The sequence below is a fragment of the Streptomyces sp. NPDC044003 genome (genome assembly GCF_056435185.1).
In genome coordinates this window covers 355,126-374,598 of record NZ_JBWKFA010000004.1, presented here as the reverse complement: position 1 = coordinate 374,598, position 19,473 = coordinate 355,126, and the positions used below count along the sequence as shown (strand labels likewise).

The 19,473-nt window shown below is 71.4% G+C and carries 15 protein-coding genes and 1 tRNA gene; 11 read left to right on the top strand and 5 right to left on the bottom strand.

Annotation, left to right across the window (positions count from 1 at the left end; translation table 11 throughout):
• Window positions 1–51: 51 nt before the first annotated feature.
• Window positions 52–501, bottom strand: a complete 450-nt coding sequence (locus tag AC07AW_RS18760; protein WP_478816584.1) for a hypothetical protein — start codon at window positions 499–501, stop codon at window positions 52–54.
• A 300-nt stretch (window positions 502–801) separates the two neighbouring features.
• Window positions 802–1,254, bottom strand: coding sequence for a hypothetical protein (locus tag AC07AW_RS18755; protein WP_478816583.1), 453 nt, complete (start codon window positions 1,252–1,254; stop codon window positions 802–804).
• Window positions 1,255–1,461: 207 nt separating this feature from the next.
• Here AC07AW_RS18755 and AC07AW_RS18750 point away from each other — a divergent pair, with 207 nt between their 5' ends.
• On the top strand, window positions 1,462–3,762 hold the full coding sequence (locus tag AC07AW_RS18750; protein WP_478816582.1) for a helix-turn-helix domain-containing protein: 2,301 nt from the start codon (window positions 1,462–1,464) through the stop codon (window positions 3,760–3,762).
• Window positions 3,763–3,781: 19 nt separating this feature from the next.
• Here the strand turns inward: AC07AW_RS18750 and AC07AW_RS18745 are convergent, their stop codons facing one another.
• Together AC07AW_RS18745 and AC07AW_RS18740 are read right to left on the bottom strand one after the other, a co-directional pair.
• Window positions 3,782–4,777 carry an alpha/beta hydrolase gene (locus tag AC07AW_RS18745; protein WP_478816581.1) on the bottom strand — a complete coding sequence of 332 codons (996 nt, stop codon included), beginning with the start codon at window positions 4,775–4,777 and terminating at the stop codon, window positions 3,782–3,784.
• A 78-nt stretch (window positions 4,778–4,855) separates the two neighbouring features.
• A complete protein-coding gene (locus AC07AW_RS18740; RefSeq protein WP_478816580.1) occupies window positions 4,856–5,854 on the bottom strand; it encodes an AraC-like ligand-binding domain-containing protein in 999 nt (332 codons plus the stop codon).
• 304 nt (window positions 5,855–6,158) lie between these two features.
• Here AC07AW_RS18740 and AC07AW_RS18735 point away from each other — a divergent pair, with 304 nt between their 5' ends.
• From AC07AW_RS18735 to AC07AW_RS18700, 8 genes are all read left to right on the top strand, one after another.
• A complete protein-coding gene (locus AC07AW_RS18735; protein ID WP_478816579.1) occupies window positions 6,159–6,995 on the top strand; it encodes an alpha/beta fold hydrolase in 837 nt (278 codons plus the stop codon).
• A gap of 291 nt (window positions 6,996–7,286) precedes the next feature.
• Complete coding sequence (locus AC07AW_RS18730) at window positions 7,287–8,114, top strand: glycoside hydrolase domain-containing protein (RefSeq protein WP_478816578.1); 828 nt, start codon at window positions 7,287–7,289, stop codon at window positions 8,112–8,114.
• Between the two features lie 291 nt (window positions 8,115–8,405).
• On the top strand, window positions 8,406–10,091 hold the full coding sequence (locus AC07AW_RS18725; RefSeq protein ID WP_478816898.1) for a serine/threonine-protein kinase: 1,686 nt from the start codon (window positions 8,406–8,408) through the stop codon (window positions 10,089–10,091).
• Between the two features lie 516 nt (window positions 10,092–10,607).
• A complete protein-coding gene (locus AC07AW_RS18720; RefSeq protein ID WP_478816577.1) occupies window positions 10,608–12,596 on the top strand; it encodes a sensor histidine kinase in 1,989 nt (662 codons plus the stop codon).
• Window positions 12,597–12,602: 6 nt separating this feature from the next.
• Window positions 12,603–13,037, top strand: coding sequence for a roadblock/LC7 domain-containing protein (locus tag AC07AW_RS18715; protein ID WP_041132185.1), 435 nt, complete (start codon window positions 12,603–12,605; stop codon window positions 13,035–13,037).
• 2 nt (window positions 13,038–13,039) lie between these two features.
• The gene (locus AC07AW_RS18710) at window positions 13,040–13,411 is read left to right on the top strand and encodes a DUF742 domain-containing protein (RefSeq protein ID WP_189806647.1); all 372 of its coding nucleotides are present in this window, start codon (window positions 13,040–13,042) and stop codon (window positions 13,409–13,411) included.
• Complete coding sequence (locus AC07AW_RS18705) at window positions 13,389–14,012, top strand: GTP-binding protein (RefSeq protein ID WP_478816576.1); 624 nt, start codon at window positions 13,389–13,391, stop codon at window positions 14,010–14,012. The genes AC07AW_RS18710 and AC07AW_RS18705 overlap by 23 nt, the downstream gene beginning before the upstream one ends.
• Complete coding sequence (locus AC07AW_RS18700; protein ID WP_478816575.1) at window positions 14,009–14,581, top strand: GAF domain-containing protein; 573 nt, start codon at window positions 14,009–14,011, stop codon at window positions 14,579–14,581. Before AC07AW_RS18705 ends, AC07AW_RS18700 begins: the two co-directional genes overlap by 4 nt.
• A gap of 81 nt (window positions 14,582–14,662) precedes the next feature.
• Here the strand turns inward: AC07AW_RS18700 and AC07AW_RS18695 are convergent, their stop codons facing one another.
• Window positions 14,663–15,871 carry an acyl-CoA dehydrogenase family protein gene (locus AC07AW_RS18695; RefSeq protein WP_478816574.1) on the bottom strand — a complete coding sequence of 403 codons (1,209 nt, stop codon included), beginning with the start codon at window positions 15,869–15,871 and terminating at the stop codon, window positions 14,663–14,665.
• 582 nt (window positions 15,872–16,453) lie between these two features.
• On the opposite strand from AC07AW_RS18695, the gene AC07AW_RS18690 reads away from it, so the two are divergent.
• Both AC07AW_RS18690 and AC07AW_RS18685 read left to right on the top strand, forming a co-directional pair.
• Window positions 16,454–16,527, top strand: a tRNA-Pro gene (locus tag AC07AW_RS18690).
• Between the two features lie 277 nt (window positions 16,528–16,804).
• Window positions 16,805–19,357 carry a discoidin domain-containing protein gene (locus AC07AW_RS18685; protein WP_478816573.1) on the top strand — a complete coding sequence of 851 codons (2,553 nt, stop codon included), beginning with the start codon at window positions 16,805–16,807 and terminating at the stop codon, window positions 19,355–19,357.
• The last annotated feature ends 116 nt before the right edge of the window (window positions 19,358–19,473 follow it).

The following is a 19,473-nucleotide window of genomic DNA, read 5'->3' as shown; positions in this document are numbered from 1 at the left end:
CGCACGAGCCACGGGCCGGTGCGCGCCCGGGTGGTGGTCCCGGGCGAGCGGTCACCCGTTGGCGGTGACCCTCCGGATGCCGCTGCAGTTCAGCTCGGTGCTGCCCTCGTAGTTGCACGCCTGGATGTCGATGTAGCCGCTCTCGCCGATGGAGAGGTTGAGGTCGGCGCAGTAGCCGTTGCCGAGGTTGTACTGCACGTTGTGCCACGAGCCGCCGTTGATCCGGTACCAGCTGCCCGGGTGGTGGCCGTCGGAGGCGGTGTCGCAGGTGTAGAGGTGCTCACCGTAGGGCTGGAAACAGCTCGTCGCGCCTGAGGTGGAGACCCCGTAGCAGGGGTAGTCGGCAGCGACGTTCTGCACGCTGGTCACGGTCACCCCCGATGCCTGCGAGGTGGCGGCCGAGGCGGGCGTGACGAAGGCGGCGCTCACGCCGACGCCAAGGGCGAGCGCGCCGATGATGCGGGAGAGGCGCGCCGGGACGGTTGTCTGTGCAGGGGCCATAGTGGCACCTCCGGTCAGGGAGTGATCGGTGGACATGGGCCTCACTGGTGGTGCGTCGCGCTCCTTCAACCTTGCAAGTTCATGACAACTTCACCACCTGGCCACCGAGCTTTGTCTCGTTCACATCCTTGGCGGCCGGATTCCTCCGTGGACGTATGCAGGCGGATGCGGCCTGAGGTGGTCAAGGTCATGAACTCCCCCTGATATGGCGTCTGTTCAGCCCTTGAGCTGACCTTTGCGCGCATGCTCGGTGGAGGCCTCACCGCCCGTGGCGGTTCCGAGCGGCTGTGCCGGTGGGAGTCAGGTCCCGTCCACGAGCGCGAGGTGGTGCCGCAGTTCGTCGGCCACCTGTGCGGCGTCGCCGTGGGCGGGCAGGCGCCAGTCCGTCTCGATGCCCCGTTCCACGGCCGGTTCGCTGCTGAAGCGGATGAGGTCGGGGGCGGGGAGGTAGGTGTCCCGCAGCCAGAGGAGGAACGGGGCTGCCTCGTCGGCCGTGGTGTCGGCCAGCATCACGCAGTCCCGGCCGTGGACCGTGGCGGTGCCGTCGTACTCGGTGCCGTCGTCGGTGCTCGCCCAGAAGGAGAGGTACGGCTCGCCCTGGTGCGTGCGGTCCTGGCGGACCTTGTAGCGGACTTCGGGGAAGGATTCCCGCAGGGCTTCGCCCAGGCCGGCGAGGTCGAGGGCCCAGGCATGCGGCTCCCGTTCCGGGGCGTACAGCAGGAAGGCGGCCCGGGCGTTGTCATCGTGTGTCATGGCGTGTGTCATGGCGTGTGTCCTTCCTGGGGTGCGATCACTGCATGTACCGGGCGGTACGCCGACCTGGTGCCGGAGCCGCGCCGCGCACGCTTCGGCCTCTGAGACACCGGGCTGCGCGCGCCGACCCGCAACCCGTGCCGGGTCCACCCTCCGGGGTGGGCCCGGCACGCTGCTTCACGCCGCTGGCCTGCGGTTTTGCGCAAAATGGCACACCGTATTCTTTCCTCGGGGCGGGAGGAACGAGGAGTTGTGTACGGCGAGAAGTCGTTCGGTGCTGTTCTGCGTGGTCTGAGGCAGCAGCGCCGTTTGACGATGGAGGAGCTGGCGGAGGCCTCGGGTGTGAGCGTCCGGGCCATCGGCGACATGGAGCGGGGGCGCAGTCGCGTTCCGCAGCGGCGCACGGTGGTGGCGCTCGCGGAGGGCCTCGGGCTCGCGGAGGCGGAGCGGGAGGCGCTGCTCACCTCGGCGCGGTCGGCACGTCCGACGCGCGCGGTCGCGGCGGCGGGGACGGTGGTGCCGCCGCGATCGGTGGGGGACTTCACGGGGCGCGAACCGGAGCTGGCGCTCCTGCGGAAGGCGGCAGAACGGGCCGGCGCCGGCGGGGAGACGTCGGTGTGGGTCGTCTCGGGTCCTCCCGGGTGCGGGAAGACGACGCTGGCGCTGAAGGCGGCGGCGGATCTGGCGGAGGAGTTCCCCGACGGGCGGTTCGTGGTGGACCTGCACGGGGTGGACGGGCCCGTGGACACGGGCGAGGCGCTGCTGAAGCTGCTGAAGGCCCTCGGCGTGTCCGACCGCAGGCTGGCGCAGGAGGATGCACACGGCCGCGCGGGGCTGCTGCGCGCGCTGTTGGGTGACCGCCGGTGCCTGGTCGTGTTGGACAACGCCTGCGACGAGGGGCAGGTCCGTGCCGTGCTGCCCGCGGGCGGGCGGAGTCTCGTGCTGATCACCAGCCGGCGGCCCTTGACCGGTCTCGAGGACGTCGGCCGCCTGGTGCTCTGCGAGATGGCGCAGGACGAGGCGGTCGATCTGCTGCGCCGGATCCTGGGCGAGGAACGGGCGGACGCGGAACCCCGGGCCGTGGCGCGGGTGGCGGAGCTGTGCGGGCGGCTGCCGCTCGCCCTGCGGGTGGCGGGAAGCTGGCTGACGGTCCGTTCCGGATGGACCGTCGACCACCTGGTCCGGCGCCTGGCCGACGAGGAACGCCGACTGGGCGCGCTCGCCGCCGGCGACGTGCGGGTGGAAGCGGCCTTCGAGTTGTCCTACCGACAACTGACCGGCCAGGCCGCGCGGCTGCTGCGGCTGCTGAGTCTGGTGCCGGGGCCGGACATGACCGCCGCCTACGGCGCCGCCCTGATGGCGACGGACGTCTTCGACGCCGAGGACGTGATGGAGGAGCTCGTCGAGGCCGGGCTGCTGCAGGCCGCCTTCACCGGCCGCTACCAACTGCACGACCTGATACGGCTGTTCGCCCGCGCCAGGCTGTCCCGCGAGGAGGAACCGGGAGAGCGGGAAGCGGCCGACGACCGGCTGCGCACCTGGCTTCTGGAGACGGCCGTGGTCGCGGGCCGCTGGTACAAGCCCAAGTACGGTGCGCCGCCGCCCTCCTGGCAGGGCCTGGTCCCGCTGGAGAGCGCCGAGGAGGCCCGTGCCTGGCTCCAGAGCGAGGCCCCCTCCTGGCTCGCCGCGCTGCGCTGTGCCGCCCTGAGGGGGGAGCACACCCGGGTCGTGGAGACCGCCGGTGCCATGGAGTGGTTCGTCAACCTGTGGGTCCACTGGGGACACTGGCCGGAGGTGTTCCGCCTGGCCGTCCTGTCCGCCGCCGCTCTCGACGACCCGTACATGCGGGCCTTTCAGCTCAACATGTACTCCTGGTCCCTCTCCTGCGAGACCCGGTACGGGGAGGCCGTCGAGCAGGCCCACGAAGGGCTGAGCTTCGCCCGACGCGCCGAGAACACCCCGCAGCAGGCCTCGGCCCTGACGCTGGCGGCCTGGGCCCAGTCGGAGCTCGGCGAGGTCCAGGAGGCAGCCGACACCTCGCTCGCCGCGATAGGACTCTACGAAGAGACCGAAGACCGGGAGGGCTGGCTGGGTGCCATGTTCACCCACGGCACCTCCCTGCGCCTGCTCGGCCGTGCCGACGAGGCCCTGATCCAGTACAGGCGCATCATCACCTTCCTGGACACGCCCGAATGCCCGGTGAGCGGGCACCTCGCCGACATCTACCGTGCCAACACGACCCGTGCGCTCGGTCGCGGCTACGCCGACATGAAGCGTTGGCGCGAGGCGGCCGACCACTATCGCGATGCTCTGGGGCGGTCGACCTCCCTCGGCATCTCCCACATCGAGGGCAGCACGCTCGTGCACCTGGGAGAGGCCCTGATGGCACTGGGAGAGACCGAGGAAGCCCGCTCCTGTCTCCGTCAGGCCGTCGCCCTCGGCGACGCGGTCGACAGCAAGGACCTGAAGACCGCGCAGAAGCTCCTGGACACGCTCCCCGCCGAGTGAGGAGCGGCCCGCGCCGCGCTCAGCCGCGGAACCGGTGCAGGGCGAGGTGCACGGTGTCGAGGGTCTGGACGAGGGCGGCGCGGGCGGCATCCGTGTCGCGGAGCGGATCGAGCACCATGAAGCCGTGGATCGTCCCGTGGTAGCGCAGGGAGACCACCGGTACGCCGGCCGCCCGGAGCTTCGTCGCGTACGCCTCGCCCTCATCGCGCACCACGTCGGCCTCGCTGGTGACCACCAGCGCCGGAGGGAGCCCGGCGAGCTGCTCCAGGGACGCCCTCAGCGGTGACGCGGTGGTCCGGCTCCGCTGCCGTACGTCGGGCAGGTACTGGTCCCAGAACCAGCGCATGGTCTCGCCGCCGAGGAAGTAGCCGTCGGCGAACTCCTCGTACGAGGGCGTGTCGCAGCCGGCGTCGGTGACCGGGCAGAGCAGCACCTGCTGCAGCAGCCGCACCCCACCGCGCTCCTTGGCGAGCAGGGTCAGGGCCGCCACCAGGTTGCCGCCCGCCGACTCGCCCACGGCGGCCATCCGGCTTCCGTCCAGGCCGATCTCGGCGCCTCGCTCGCAGATCCACCGCGCGACCGCGTAGCACTGCTCGACGGCGATCGGGTACCGCGCCTCGGGGGCGCGCTCGTACTCGACGAAGACGACGGCCGCGTCCGTGCCGAGGGCGAAGGCCCGCACCAGGCGTTCATGGGTGCCGGCGTCTCCCAGGGCCCAGCCGAGACCGTGCAGGAACAGGACGACGGGGATCTCGCCGACGCTGTCGGCGGGCCTGACGACCTGCACCCGGACGTGACCGGTCGGCCCGCCCGGCAGCGCGAACCACTCCGTGGAGGTGGCTCCCTCGTCGAGAGGGTCGGGCGCGCTCGTCCCCTGGAGACGTGCGAGTTCCCGACGGGCCTGTGCCAGGTCCTGGTCCTGCGGCGACGGTGGGCAGGTGTGCCGGGCCACGAAGGCTTGGGTGCGGTGGTCCAGGACCGGGTGCCGAACGGACGAAGGGACGAAGTCGGTCACACACGGTCTCCTGCCGGGAGGGCGCCTGAAGCGAAAGGGCGGTTCGGTGCGCACCGGCGCACCGGCCGAGCGGGGACCTTACCCGCTGGACGGCGGAAGGTCAGCCCCTCGCCGGTCGGCCCCGTGGACCGTGCGCAGGTCGCGCCATTCACGGGGGGAGACGCCGTACGCGGCGCGGAAGGAACGGCTGAAGTGGGCGGCGTTCACGAAGCCCCACCTCTGGCCCACGGCGGACACGGTGGGTGCCGTCCTGCCGCGGCGGGCCAGTTCACGGCCGCACTCCTCCAGGCGCCGCTGCCGGATGAGCCGGCCGACCGTGGTCCCCTCGCCTTCGAACAGCCGGTGCAGGTACCGGACGGAGATCCGGTGCGCCTGGGCTATGCGCTCCGGTGACAGGTCCGGATCGCCCAGGTTCCGGTTGATGAAGTCACGGACGCGCAGTGTCAGATGGCTCCGCGCGTCCGCGTCCGTACCGCCCAGGTGGGCCCGTTCCGCCACCAGGGTGGCCAACAGGTCGACGACATGGCCGGCCAACCGGTTCGCGAGGGGCGGCGGGTAGCCGTCGGCCGAGGAGGAGGCCAGGGTGGCCAGGAACGGGAGCAGCATCGCGCCGAATCCGTCCCCGGTGCCGATGGCGTTGCCCGTGACCTGCCGGATGTCGCTGTCCGACACGCCCAGCGCGCGGCGCGGAAGTTGGAAGACGTGCGTGGTGAACCGGTGCGGATAGTCGAAGGAGTACGGCCGGTTCGTGTCGTACACCACCAGGTCACCCTCGCCCACCTCGGCCCGCCGGCCGTCCTGGACGAAGGTGGCCGTGCCGGACATCTGGACGCCGACCGCCACCAGCGCCTCGGACGACCCGGCGATCAGCGCCGGCGTGCGCCTGACCCGCTTCGCGTCGGCCTCCATGGTGGAGACCTGGAGGTATCCGATCCGGTCGGTGGCGATCCGGCCGTCGAACGGCCCGTCGCCCCGAGGGGCGACCGTCATCGGCACCAGGGTCCTGCTCACCGCATTGTTCCAGTACGCGACCTTGTCCCGGTCCGGCACGGAGGCGGTTGTCAACACCAAGGTCAAAATGCTCTCCGCTCAGAGGAAGTGACTCCGGGGGGGCGACGGGGGCGCGCCCCCGGGTTCCGGCCCGCACCGCACAGCCAAGCAGCGGGCCGTCTCGGCCTCCAGGCAGAACCACAGGCAGGAATCACGCGCAGGCGGAACGCTGCACTCAGGTGCAAGGAGTGGTGCGTGGCGCGACAACAGACGGCGCTTCCCCGGCCGTAGCGTGAAGGCGTTCCGTACCGCACAGCGGCGCGGACCGCCGACGTCGCGTCGCTCGCGTCACTTGCATCACTCGTATCGATTCGCATCGAGGAGACAACCCGTGCCGTTCATCACCGTGGGCCAGGAGAACACCACCCCCATCGAGCTGTACTACGAGGACCACGGCGCCGGACAGCCCGTCGTCCTCATCCACGGCTTCCCGCTCGACGGCCACTCCTGGGAGCGCCAGAGCGCCGCTCTGCTCGACGCCGGCTACCGCGTGATCACGTACGACCGCCGCGGCTTCGGCCAGTCCTCGCAGCCGACGACCGGCTACGACTACGACACCTTCGCCGCCGACCTGAACACCGTGATGGAGACCCTCGACCTGAACGACGCCGTCCTCGTCGGCTTCTCGATGGGCACCGGTGAGGTCGCCCGCTACGTCTCCACGTACGGCTCCGCCCGCGTCGCCAAGGTCGCCTTCCTGGCCTCCCTGGAGCCCTGCCTGCTCAAGACCGACGACAACCCGGAGGGCGTGGCCCCGAAGGAGTTCTTCGACGGAGTCGTCGCCGCCGTCAAGGCCGACCGGTACGCCTACTACACCGCCTTCTTCCAGGACTTCTACAACCTCGACGAGAACCTGGGCAGCCGGATCAGCGAGGAGGCCGTCCGCAACAGCTGGGACACCGCTGCCCGCGGTGGCTCCTTCGCCGCGTCCGCCGCGCCGGCGACCTGGTACACCGACTTCCGCGCCGACATCCCCGCCGTCGACGTGCCGGCCCTGATCCTGCACGGCACCGCCGACCGCATCCTCCCCGCCGAGAACACGGCCCGCCCCTTCCACAAGGCGCTCCCCGCCGCCGACTACGTCGAGATCGAGGGCGCCCCGCACGGCCTGCTGTGGACCCACGCCGAGGAGGTCAACACCGCCCTCCTCGCCTTCCTGGCGAAGTGACGCCCCACCCGCAGGTTCACATGGGGTGAGCGGGACGCCGCCCGGCAGCCGGGGGAGCCGGCCCGGCTGCCGGGGCCGCGGTGTGCGTGCTGGGGGTGCCCGGGCCGTCGAGTGCCGGCCGCTGTCCGTTACAGTGCGGTCTGCTCCGCACGTACGGAGCGGAAAGCGCACTGCGCCGCTCCCTGTGGCGGCGGGCACAGCCTCGGCGGGTCGGCATCCGCCTCGCACACCCGTCGTCCTCGGCCGGCGTGCCGGATGCGGCCGTGGGCCGTGGTGGTGAAGGGGGTGGGTATGGCCGGTCATCGGCTGTCCAAGAAGCGTCGCTACATCGCCGTGACGGCGGGGGGCGCCGTCGCCGTCGTGGGTGCCGTCGTCGCGGCGCAGACCTCGATGGCGGCCACGGTCTGGCCCGCCCAGAAGACCTTCACCGGCCGGGCGTTCGACACCTGCGCGGCCCCCTCTCTCGCCGCCATGAAGGCGTGGAACACAGGGTTCTACGGTGCCGCCGCGGTGTACGTCGGAGGCAGGAACCGCGGCTGTTCCCAGCCGAACCTCACCGCTTCCTGGACGAAGTCGGTCAGCGCCATGGGCTGGAAGCTCATCCCGATCTACGTCGGCGCCCAGCCGCCCTGCCAGACCAGCGCCAATCCGGAGAAGCTCACGGCCTCGACGGCGGCCTCCCTCGGCGTCACGGACGCCAACGACGCGGTCGCCAAGGCGTCGGCACTCGGCATGAAGCCCGGCAGCCCGATCTTCCTCGACATGGAGCCGTACGACGTCACCAACAAGGCGTGCAACGACGCCGTGCTGACGTACGTGCGCTCCTTCACCAAGACGCTGCGCGGCAAGACCTACCGCGGCGGCTTCTACGGCTTCACCAGCTCCAGTGCCAAGGCCGTCGCCACCGCGACCGACCGCACCGACCTGCCGGGCAACCTCTGGTACGCGCTGTGGGACAAGCAGAACACCACCACCGCCGACTGGCCCTGGGGCGCCACCCAGTACACCGGCCACAGCCGAGGCCACCAGTACCTGGTCAACAGCAGGGAGACCAGGGGCGGTTACACGATCACCGTCGACCAGGACGCCTGGGACGGCCCCGTCGCCATCATCGGCTGAACGTCCCCGCTTCGGCCGGTTCACCCCGCACGAGCCAGGCTCACGCTTGCAGAGGCGGAGCATACGCGTGTCCTGATCTCAGGTGAGATGCCGTGGTGACCACGGCTGTTGCGCGGTACAAGTGTCTCGGAGAGCCGGGGCGTGCGCACTCGCACACGCGCGAACCCCTACCCTGGTGCCCGCCACAGGCGTATTTCGAACAGTGCGACGAACGGGATGTGACAGGTGACGGGGGCGAACGGCGCGGATCTGGTCGGCGTGGTTCTGGGCGGTCGATACCGCGTGACCGCGATGATCGGCCGCGGTGGGATGGGCGTGGTCGCCCGGGCGGTGGACCAGTTGTTGAACCGGGAGGTCGCCGTCAAGGTCCTGCGGGCCTACACCGACGCGGCCCCGGCCGAACTGGCCGATCTGCGGGTCCGGATGCAGCGGGAGGCCCAGGCCGCCGCCCGTGTCCGGCACAGCGGTGTGGTCACGGTGCACGACGTGGTCGAGGAGCAGGGGCTGCCGGTCATCGTCATGGAGCTGGTCGAAGGGCCCTCCCTCGACGATGTACTCGCGGAGCGCGGCTCCCTGGATCCGCGCGAAGCGGCCGCGATCGGCGCGAAGCTGATGGACGCGCTCGACGCGGCCCACCGGGTCGGCGTCCTGCACCGGGACGTCAAGCCCGGCAACGTCCTGCTCGAGCCCGGCGGCCGGGTGGTGCTCACCGACTTCGGCATCGCCAGCATGGAGACCTCCGGCGACGAGGCCCTGGCCAAGCTGACCCAGAGCGGCCAGATCGTCGGCTCGCTCGACTACCTGCCGCCGGAGCGCGCGCAGGGCCAGGTACCGGGTGCCGCGTCGGACATCTGGGCGCTCGGCATGACGCTGTACGCGGCCGTGGAGGGCGCTGCGCCGTTCCGCCGTACGTCGGTGTGGTCCACGCTGGCGGCGATCGTCGGCGAACCGCTGCCGGAGCCCCGGCGCGCCGGGCCGCTCACCCCGGTGCTGCAGGCGCTGATGGCGAAGGACCCGCTGCAGCGGCCCGACGCCGGGCAGGCGCGCGAGATGCTGGAGGCGGTCGCCGGGGGCGGGACGTCGGACCTCGCGGCGGCACCGGCGCCCCTGCCCGCCGCTCCGCAGGGCTTCGGTCCGGCCCTGGCCGCGCCGTTCTCCCCGCCGGCCCCGCAGCCCCCTGCCCCCTACATGGCGCCCGGCGCGTACGCTGCCCCGCCGCCGGCGGGCGCCGGACAGCCGGGCGTGGTGCCCGGCGCACCGGCCGGTCGGAACAGCCGTTCCGAGACCCGTGCCACGTCGGTACGGGCCCGGCGTCGGCGCACCCGCACCATCGTCGCGGTGGCGGCCGCGACCGTCCTCGTCTCCGGCGGAGTCGCCTACGCCCTGATGGACCTGCGGGGCGACGAGGGCGGCGGGTCGAACACGGCGCTTCCCACGGCGAGCACCTCCACCGACGGCGGCGTGCCCGGTGCGGGCGGCCCGACCGACGGCCCGACCTCCCCGGGGGACCTGACGTCCCTCAGCCCCGGCGAGACGGCGTCCGGCACACCTGGCGGCACGCCGTCCGGCACGCCCTCGACGAAGGACGGGGACCAGCAGACGGGCACCGCGTCGGCGTCGCCGAGCGGCGGAGGCGACAAGCCGTCCGGCTCCCCGTCGGCCTCGCCGAAGGTGACGCCCAGCGCCACGGTCAAGGAGCCCACCCCGGTGTCGACGGCGTGCACCGGCTGGGCCCACTCGAACCGCAGCGACGGCTACGGCAAGGCGTCCCAGAACACCCATCTCTACACCGGGCCGTACGCGGAGTGCTCCTATGTGACCGCGGTCAACTCCGGTACGAAGCTCTACTACCACTGCTACATCACCAACGCCCATGCCAATAAGTGGATCTACGCCCGCATCGCGGGCACGGAGACCGAAGGCTGGGTGTTCGGCGACAAATCCACCCTGGACAGCGGCACGCTCGCCCGCTGCTGAGACCGATCCGCGCGCCGGCCTTCCGCTCTCACCGACGGTTACCGGCCAGTCGCGGACGAGGTCGCCCGTCGTCGTCGCGGATCCGTTTGCCGGGGCGATGTCCGGGACCTCCTGGGGGCGCGGCTCAGGGAGGATCCCGGGGCCGCCCGCACACCCGGGGGCCGGCCTGCCCGCACCTCCTCCGGGGGATTCCGGTCGGGGGCGGTTTCCGCAGAGGGCGGAGGCGTGAGGACGCCTCCGCCCTCTTCCGTTCCCGCCCGTCGTAGCCCCCTCCAAGCCACGGCATCGACTTTCGGCCGAACATTCTCGGCCTGTCGTGCACGGGGCGATACCAGACCGGCCCGCTCTACGGGTAAGTTTGTCAACTGCGCACCGCACATGAACGGTTGACGACTACAGTGTGTGGCTGATGATCATCGGTAGGCTCATCGCACGTCTGTAGAACACCTCCCCCGTAGACCCCCTGCAGAACACCCCCGCAGTACGCCGATTCCTGGGCACGTACCAAGGACACTCATGTCTCAACTTCGCGCACCCGCCTCGCGGTCCGATCGACGCGAGGGCGGGCGGCACGGCCGGCCAGGCGCCCGCTCCGCCACCGGTACCCACAGCAACCCCCCGGCGCAGGCCTCCGCGCCGCTTCCCGCGGAAGCCCGCATACGCCCCCAACTTCTGCGCACCTCCGTGCTCCCCGCCGTCGCGGTGGCCCTCGGCGGAGCGGCGGCCGTCCTCTTCACCATCCGCTCCACGGGAGCCAGCCCCACCCCCGGCCTCTGGGCCGCGCTCACCGGAGCGGCCGCCCTCACCGTGGCCTCCGTGACCGCCGCCGCGCTCGGCGCGGACCGGGCCGCCAAGTCCGTCCTCGACCGCTGCAACGCCCTGCGCCGCACCAGCGCCCAGGGCCAGAGCGAACTCCGTACGGTCATCGAACACTTGCGCAGGGGAGAAGGCCCCCCGCCCCGCCCCGCGCAGCCGGCCACGCCCGCCTCGGGTGACGAGTTCGACCTGCTCTCCCAGGAGCTGACGCGCTCTCACGAGGCAGCCGTCGCAGCCGTCGTGCAGGCGTCCCGGCTCTCCAGCAGCGTCGGAAACGAACAGAAGGTCGAGGTCTTCGTCAACCTCGCCCGGCGCCTGCAGTCCCTGGTCCACCGCGAGATCCAGCTCCTCGACGAGCTGGAGAACGAGGTCGAGGACCCCGAGCTGCTCAAGGGCCTGTTCCACGTCGACCACCTGGCCACCCGCATCCGCCGCCACGCCGAGAACCTCGCCGTGCTCGGCGGCGCCATCTCCCGCCGCCAGTGGTCGAACCCGGTCACCATGACCGAGGTGCTGCGCTCCTCCATCGCCGAGGTCGAGCAGTACCCGCGCGTGAAGCTCGTCCCGCCGATCGACGGTACGCTCCGGGGCCATGCCGTGGCCGACGTCATCCACCTCCTCGCCGAACTCGTCGAGAACGCGACGCTGTTCTCCGCGCCGCACACCACCGTGCTGCTGCGCGCCCAGTACGTCACGGCGGGCCTCGCGATCGAGGTCGAGGACCGCGGCCTGGGCATGCCCGTCACCGAGCAGAACAAGATGAACGCCCTGCTCGCCGACCCCGACCAGGTCAACGTCGCGCATCTGCTCCAGGACGGCCGCATCGGCCTCTTCGTCGTCTCGGCGCTCGCCCGCCGCCACGGCATCGCCGTACGCCTCCAGTCCAACATCTACGGTGGCGTCCAGGCCGTCCTCGTGCTCCCGCAGGGCCTCCTCGGCTCCGACCCCGAGGGTCTCGCCCAGCACGAGCGCCAGACCGCCGCGACCGCCGGCTCCGCGGCGATCCCGCCCGGCCAGGTGCAGATCCAGCCCCAGAGCACGCCCGCGGCCGGCGCACCGACGCAGATGCCGAGCCACACCCAGGCCCCGGCGCCGAGCCACACCCCGGCGCACGCTCCCGGGCACGTCCCGGCCCAGGCTCCCGCCCCCGCGCCGAGCCAGGCACCGGCCCCGCTCGTGGCGCACACCCCGGGCCACGTCCCCGGCCACCCGCAGACGCCCGTGCAGGCCGCCCCGAGCGGACCGGTCGCCACCGCCCCCGTACCGCAGTCCGTACCCTCGCCCTCCCCGGAGCGGGCCGCCGCCCGTCACGAGGAGCCCCCCATGCCCGGCTCGCACCCGTACCTCCGTACGAGCGCGCAGCCGAGCGGGTACGGGGACCCCGGTCCCGCCCCCGCGATACCGGCCCAGCCGGCCGGATCCGAGCACACGGGCCCGCCGGACCACCTGCTCTCGCCGCTCCCCCCGGCCCCCCGTGCCGAGGACGACGGCCGGCCCCTGCTCCCCAAGAGGCGCGCACAGGAGCACATCGTCCCGCAGCTGCGGGACGAGCCCGTGACCCGCAAGACCGAGGAGCACGCCCTGCACGACCCGGGTCTGATGGCCGCGTTCCAGCGCGGCATCGGCCTCGCCGAATCCCAGCCCGCCCCCCATGAATCGCTGCGTCCCGGCGACGCGCACAAGGAGTAGATCACCATGGCGAGCAATGTGCCGACCGGCCATTCCTCGGACCTCGACTGGCTGCTCAGCGGCCTGGTCCAGCGGGTCCCCTACACCCGCAACGCCGTCCTGCTCTCCTCCGACGGTCTCGTGAAATCCGTGCACGGTCTCGACCCCGACGCCGCCGACCACATGGCGGCCCTCGCCTCCGGGCTCTATTCGCTCGGCCGCAGCGCCGGCGCCCGGTTCGGCGACGGCGGCGAGGTCCGTCAGGTGGTCGTGGAGCTCGACTCCACCCTCCTGTTCGTCTCCACCGCGGGCTCCGGCACCTGCCTGGCCGTCCTCGCCGGGCGCGAGGCGGACGCCGCGGTCCTCGGCTACGAGATGGCGATGCTCGTCAAGAGCGTCCGGCCCTACCTGGTCACCCCCGCCCGGCAGGCCGCCGGCGCGGTGGGCGGTCTCGGGCAGTAGGCGTGACGTCTCATCAGGAAGGGCCCTGGCTCGACGACGCGGCCGGGCGGCTGATCCGCCCGTACACCGTGAGCGGCGGCCGGACCAAACCCACCACCGCACTGGACCTGCTGTCCATGGTGATGGCGACCGGATCCACCCCCCAGGCCCACATGGGTCCCGAGCACAGCCTGGCCCTCGGGCTGTGCGACGGACCCACCTCGGTGGCCGAGATCGCGGCGCACTTACGGCTCCCGGCCGTCGTCACCAAGGTCCTGCTCTCCGACCTCGTGGACTGCGGGGCGCTGACCGCCCGCGCGCCCCGCTTCCACGCCAATCCCACCGACCGTTCCTTGCTGGAGGCAGTGCTCGATGGCCTACGACAACGGCTCTGAGCGCCACGACAGTTTCGCGACCGACCCCTTCCCCACCGCGCTCAAGATCCTGGTGGCGGGCGGATTCGGCGTGGGCAAGACGACCCTCGTGGGCGCGGTCAGCGAGATCGAACCGCTGAGCACCGAGGAGCTGCTCACCTCGGTCAGCGCGGCCACCGACAGCCTGGAGGGCGTGGAGTCCAAGACGACGACCACCGTCGCCATGGACTTCGGCCGCATCACGCTCGACGACCAGCACGTCCTGTACCTCTTCGGCACCCCGGGCCAGGAGCGCTTCTGGTTCATGTGGGACGAGCTCTCCGAGGGCGCGCTCGGCGCGGTCGTCCTGGCCGACACCCGCAGGCTCCAGGAGTGCTTCTCCGCCGTGGACTTCTTCGAACGGCGGGGGATCCAGTTCATCGTGGCGGTCAACGAGTTCGACGGCTCCTACCGCTACGAACCGGATGAGGTACGGGCCGCCCTCGACCTCAAGCCGGAGGTGCCGGTCGTCCTCTGCGACGCCCGGATCTCCAGCTCCGGCATCCGCACCCTGCTGACCCTCGTCCAGCATCTGCTCACCACCATCCCGGACACCGTGCCGAGCTACGGAGCAACGCCATGACCTACGACCCGACCGGTCACCTCCTGCTGACCCCCATCGACAAGGACGCGCCCGCCCGCGTGCAGCGGCTGCGCGAACTCGGTCTCGGGGAGCGACCGGACCCGGCGTTCGACGACTTCGCCCACCGGCTCGCCGACGTGACCGGCGCCCCGTTCTCGATGGTGAACTTCATCGACGAGAACCGGCAGTTCTTCGCGGGTCTGCACACCCCCGAGGGCACCCACTCCGGCAGCGACCTGGGCGCGGCCGCCGCGGGCGGTGGCGGCGTCGGCCGCTTCATGGCCCGTGACCACGGCTACTGCCCGCACGTGGTGGTGCGGCGCAAGGCGCTCGTACTGGAGGACGTCTGCGACTACCCGCGCTTCGCGGGGAACCCGGTCGTGGACGAGATCGGCATCCGCTCCTACATGGGGGCGCCGCTGATAGACCGTACCGGTGTCGCGCTCGGCACCATCTGCGTGGTCGACACCGATGTACGGCCGTGGGGGCGGGCCGGTCTGGAGACGATCAAGGCGATGGCGGCGGAGCTCGTGGAGCAGATCCACCGCCGTGAGGACGGCATGTTCTGACCGTCCCCTCCTCGCGTACACCCGGGAGCCCCGGTACGGCAGCGGCCGTACCGGGGCTCCCGGCTCGTGGGGGTGGGGTGATCAGACGTGCGCGGGCTCCGGCTCGGGCGTGCGGACCAGCTCGGACAGCCGCTCCGACCAGCTGCCCTTGTCCTGGCCGAGAGCGACCTCGGCCAGCCGCAGGAGCTGGATGTCGGAGGTGCCGGCGGGGGCGAAGATGTGGTGGGCGTCCCGGAGGTAGCGCTCGATGGCCCGGTCCGTGAAGAGGCCGGCGGCAGCGTGGATCTCCATGGCGTTGCGACCGGAGTCGATGGCCGACTCGACGTTGACGAGCTTGGCGTTCATCAGCTCGGTGTCGCAGGAGAGGCCCTGGTCGAGCAGGTGCACGGCGTGGTACGCGGCCAGCCGGGCGGTCATCAGCCGGGACTGCATCTGCCCGAGCTTCAGCTTGACCGTGGGCAGGTCGTGGAGCGGCTTGCCGTAGCGGATGCGCTCGGAGGCGAAGCGGGTGGTCTCCTCCAGGATCGCCTGGTGGATGCCGAGCGAGACGGCGGTGAGGTTGGCCCTGCCGTACAGCACGCTGGAGGAGTACGCGACGGCGAGGCCGTCTCCCTCGTCGCCGAGGCGGTTGGAGGCCGGCACCCGGCAGTTCTCGAAGATCAGCTCACCGAAGCTGAAGCCGTGGAGGCCCATGGCCGGCTGCTGGGGACCGGTCCTGAAACCCGGGCGATCGGATTCGACCAGGAAGGCGGTGAGTCCCTTCGATCCCGGACCGGTCCTGACCACGACACCGTGCAGATCGCCGACGTGGCTGTTGCCGACGTAGACCTTGCTGCCGTTGAGGATGTAGTCGTCGCCGTCACGGACCGCGCTGGCGCTCATGCCGAGGACGTGGCCGCCGGACTCGGGCTCGGTGACCGCGATGGTGGGCAGGCAGGCGCCGGCGGCTATCTCCGGAAGCCAGGTCTTGCGCTGCTCGTCGCTGCCGAAGTGGACGATCTTGGCCGTGCCCAGCTGGGAGGCCTGGACCATGGCGCCCATGGCGCCGCTGACCCGGGAGAGCTCCTCGATGATGATCGTCTTGGCCAGGTGGCCGGCGCCCATGCCCCCGTACTCCTGGCTGATTGTCGCACCCAGCCAGCCCTGCTCCGCGATCTTGCGGGACAGCTCGTGGTGGACCGTACGGGACGCCTCCATCTCGGCTATCCGCGGCCGGACCTCACGCTCCGCGAAGTCGCGGACCGTTTCCCTGAGCTCATGATGCAGTCGGCTGCTGAAGTAGCTGTCCATACGAGTCCTCACCTGCGAAACGCCTGCCCGGCGGGGTTGTCCGAACAGGTGGTGCATCGGCAGTGGTCCCGTCCCGAACAGGCCGACCTCTTCATGGTGTTGATCTTTCCGGAACGGATCAATATCGCCACGAAGTTTGTCCGAAACCGGAGCGGTTGACGATTGGTTCTGACTGTGTTTCGTGTGGTCTTGGCCTTCTCGGCCGGATCCCGGACTCCTTCCCCATGGTCATCTTTTTGCCACATGCCCATGGCAAGGAGGTCGGTGGCATATGGCGATGAGAGCGCTGGTATCGCCACATGCGCCCCTTCCTCCCCAGAAGACCGGCATTCCCGAACCCCGCCGTCCCCCTTCCTGCCCAGGTCGCACCCGCCTCCGACGTCGCGGGCCCCCCTTCGGGCCCACCGGAGCGGGCGCGCGGTCGTACTCCGGGGCGCGGGGGCTTGTCACAGAGAGTGAACGCGCACACCCGGCGCACCTCCACACGCGGGCGCGCAGGAAACGCGTGCGTGACCACCGGGGAAAGTGCGGTATTGTTCTCATGCGCGTTCGGCCAGGGGAAACCCCAGGTCAGACGGGTAACGGGACGTGGCGCAGCTTGGTAGCGCACTTGACTGGGGGTCAAGGGGTCGCAGGTTCAAATCCTGTCGTCCCGACTTGCTTTTACGCAGGTCAGAGGCCGTATCGGAAGTATCCGATACGGCCTCGAATCGTTTTTGGGGGCGGTTGGGGCCCCGGTGTCCGCGAACCCCCGTCAGCCCGCTGCGGTGCAGGTCGCGAAGACGCCCCTCGTCCTCATCGGGCTCGACTTCTTCGGCCCTGCGCGCCTCTGGCGGAGGTTCGCGCCAACTCCTCTGTTTTGCGGTCGAGTTGAACCGTTCTGCCCTATGTTCGAAAGGCCCGCAGCGGTTCACGGTCGCCCAGGAGGTCCGATTGCAGCCCAGACGCATGCGCGCCCTTGCCGGAGCGTTCCGACGCTCCCCCCTGCTCATCGCCGTCGCCCTCGGCTCGCTGCTCGTCGCGCTCACCCCCCTGCTCGGCGTGGCGAGCACGGGGTCGGGCGGCCGCGCCCCGACACCGCGGCCGACGCCGGGGGCCGCTGACCAGCAGTCGGCGATGCTGTCGCCCCACCATGGCGTGGCCCCGGCGAACGCCATGGAGCCGGCGGCTCCCGTGCTCAACCGGACCGGGTGGACCGCCACCGCGAGCGACGAGGAGATCACCAGGGAGAACGGCCGCGCGGCCAACGTTCTCGACGGCGATGCCGCCACCATCTGGCACAGCAGGTATTACGGGACCCCGGCTCCGCTGCCGCACAGCATCACCATCGACATGCACCGCACGGCGGTGGTCTCGGCGCTCATCTACCTGCCCCGCGCCATCGGGATCAACGGGCGCATCGGCGAGTACCGCATCAGCGTGAGCACCGACGGCCAGAACTGGGGCAGTCCGGTCGCCACCGGCACGCTCGCCGACGACGGCAGTGCGAAGACTCTCGGATTCGCCCCGCAGGGCGCGCGGTTCGTCCGGCTCACCGCCGTCACCGAGGCCGGCAACCGCGGCCCGTGGACCTCGGCCGCGGAAATCAACCTCCTCGGCGACCCCGGAACCCCGGCCGCCACCGTCGACCTGCCCCGGACCGGATGGACCGCCACCGCGAGCGACGAGGAGACCGTCAAGGAGAACGGCCGCGCGGCCAACGTCCTCGACGGTGATGCCGCCACCATCTGGCACAGCAGGTATTACGGGACCCCGGTTCCGCTGCCGCACAGCATCACCATCGACATGCACCGCACCGCGACCGTCTCCGCCCTCGTCTACCAGCCCCGCAAGTACGGCATCAACGGGCGCGCGGGCGCGTACACCATCGCCACCAGCACCGACGGCACCACCTTCGGCACACCCGTCGCCACGGGCACCTGGCGCGACGACGACACCGTCAAGACAGCCACCTTCACCCGCGCGAGCACCGCCCGCTACATACGCCTGACCGTGACCCGCGAGGCCGGCAACCGCGGGCCCTGGACCTCCGCCGCCGAGATACGCCTGAGCGGACCGGCCAACCCGGCCGCCCACGGCTCATGGAGCAGGATCACCGGCTTCCCCCTGGTGCCGGTGGCCACCGCCGTCCTGCCCGGCGACAAACTCCTGGCCTGGTCGGCGTACGCGGTCGACCGCTTCGGAGGCAGCAACGGCTACACCCAGACCGCGATCCTGGACCTCAAGACGGGACAGGTCACCCAGCGCCGCATCGACAACACCGGCCACGACATGTTCTGCCCGGGCATAGCGATGCTCGCCGACGGCCGGGTCCTGGTCACCGGCGGCAGCAACGCGGAGAAGGCGAGCATCTACGACCCGGCCACCGATGCCTGGTCCGCGACCGCCGACATGAACATCGCCCGCGGCTACCAGGCCATGACCCTGCTCTCCACCGGCGAGGCCTTCGTCCTCGGCGGATCCTGGAGCGGAGCCGCGGGCGACAAGTCCGGCGAGGTCTGGTCCCCGGACACCGGCACCTGGCGCAAGCTCCCCGGCGTCCCCGCCGTCCCGGCGATGACGGCCGACCCCCGTGGCGCCTACCGGGCCGACAACCACATGTGGCTGTACGCCACCTCGGGCGGCAAGGTGCTCCAGCTGGGCCCGAGCAAGCAGATGAACTGGATCACGACCGGCGGGAACGGGACCATCACCTCCGCCGGCACCCGGGGCGACAGCCAGGACGCCATGACCGGCAACGCCGTCGCGTACGACATCGGCAAGCTGCTCACCCTGGGCGGCTCGCCCGCGTACGAGAACACGCCCGCCACCCGGCGCGCGTACACCGTGAGCGTCGACGGCGATCAGGTCCAGCCCGCGCGCACCGGCGACATGGGCTACGCCCGCGCCTTCGGCAACAGCGTCGTCCTGCCCGACGGCAAGGTCGCCGTGTTCGGTGGGCAGGCGATCCCCGGGGCGTTCAGCGACGCCGCGTCCGTGCTGACCCCCGAACTGTGGAACCCGGCGACCGGACGCTTCACCCCGCTCGCCAGCATGGCCATCCCGCGCAACTACCACAGCGTGGCGAACCTGCTGCCGGACGGGCGGATCTTCTCCGGCGGCGGCGGCCTGTGCGGCAGCTGCGCCACCAACCACGCCGACGGGGCCGTGTTCACCCCGCCGTACCTGCTCAACGCGGACGGCTCGCCCAAGCCGCGTCCCGTCATCACCGGCGGCGTACCGCCCCGGGCCGCCGCCGGCACCTCCCTCACCGTGAGCACCGACAAGCCGGTGGCCTCCTTCGTCCTGATGCGGGCCGCGGCCGCGACCCACTCCACGGACAACGACCAGCGGCGGGTCCCGCTGGCCTCCACGGCCGCGGCGCCCGGCACGTACACGGTGTCCATCCCGGCCGACAAGGGGGTGGTCCTGCCGGGCACCTACATGCTCTTCGCCCTGGACGCCCAAGGGGTGCCGAGCACCTCCCGGTTCATCACCGTCTCCTGACGGCACGACAGCGGCGTCCGTCACCTGCCCGGGGCACCGGTCGGGGGGCGGGCGCCGATGTCGTGCACCACATTGCGCTTCGGCGGTCCGATCGAGTATTCGGACCCCGTTCTGAC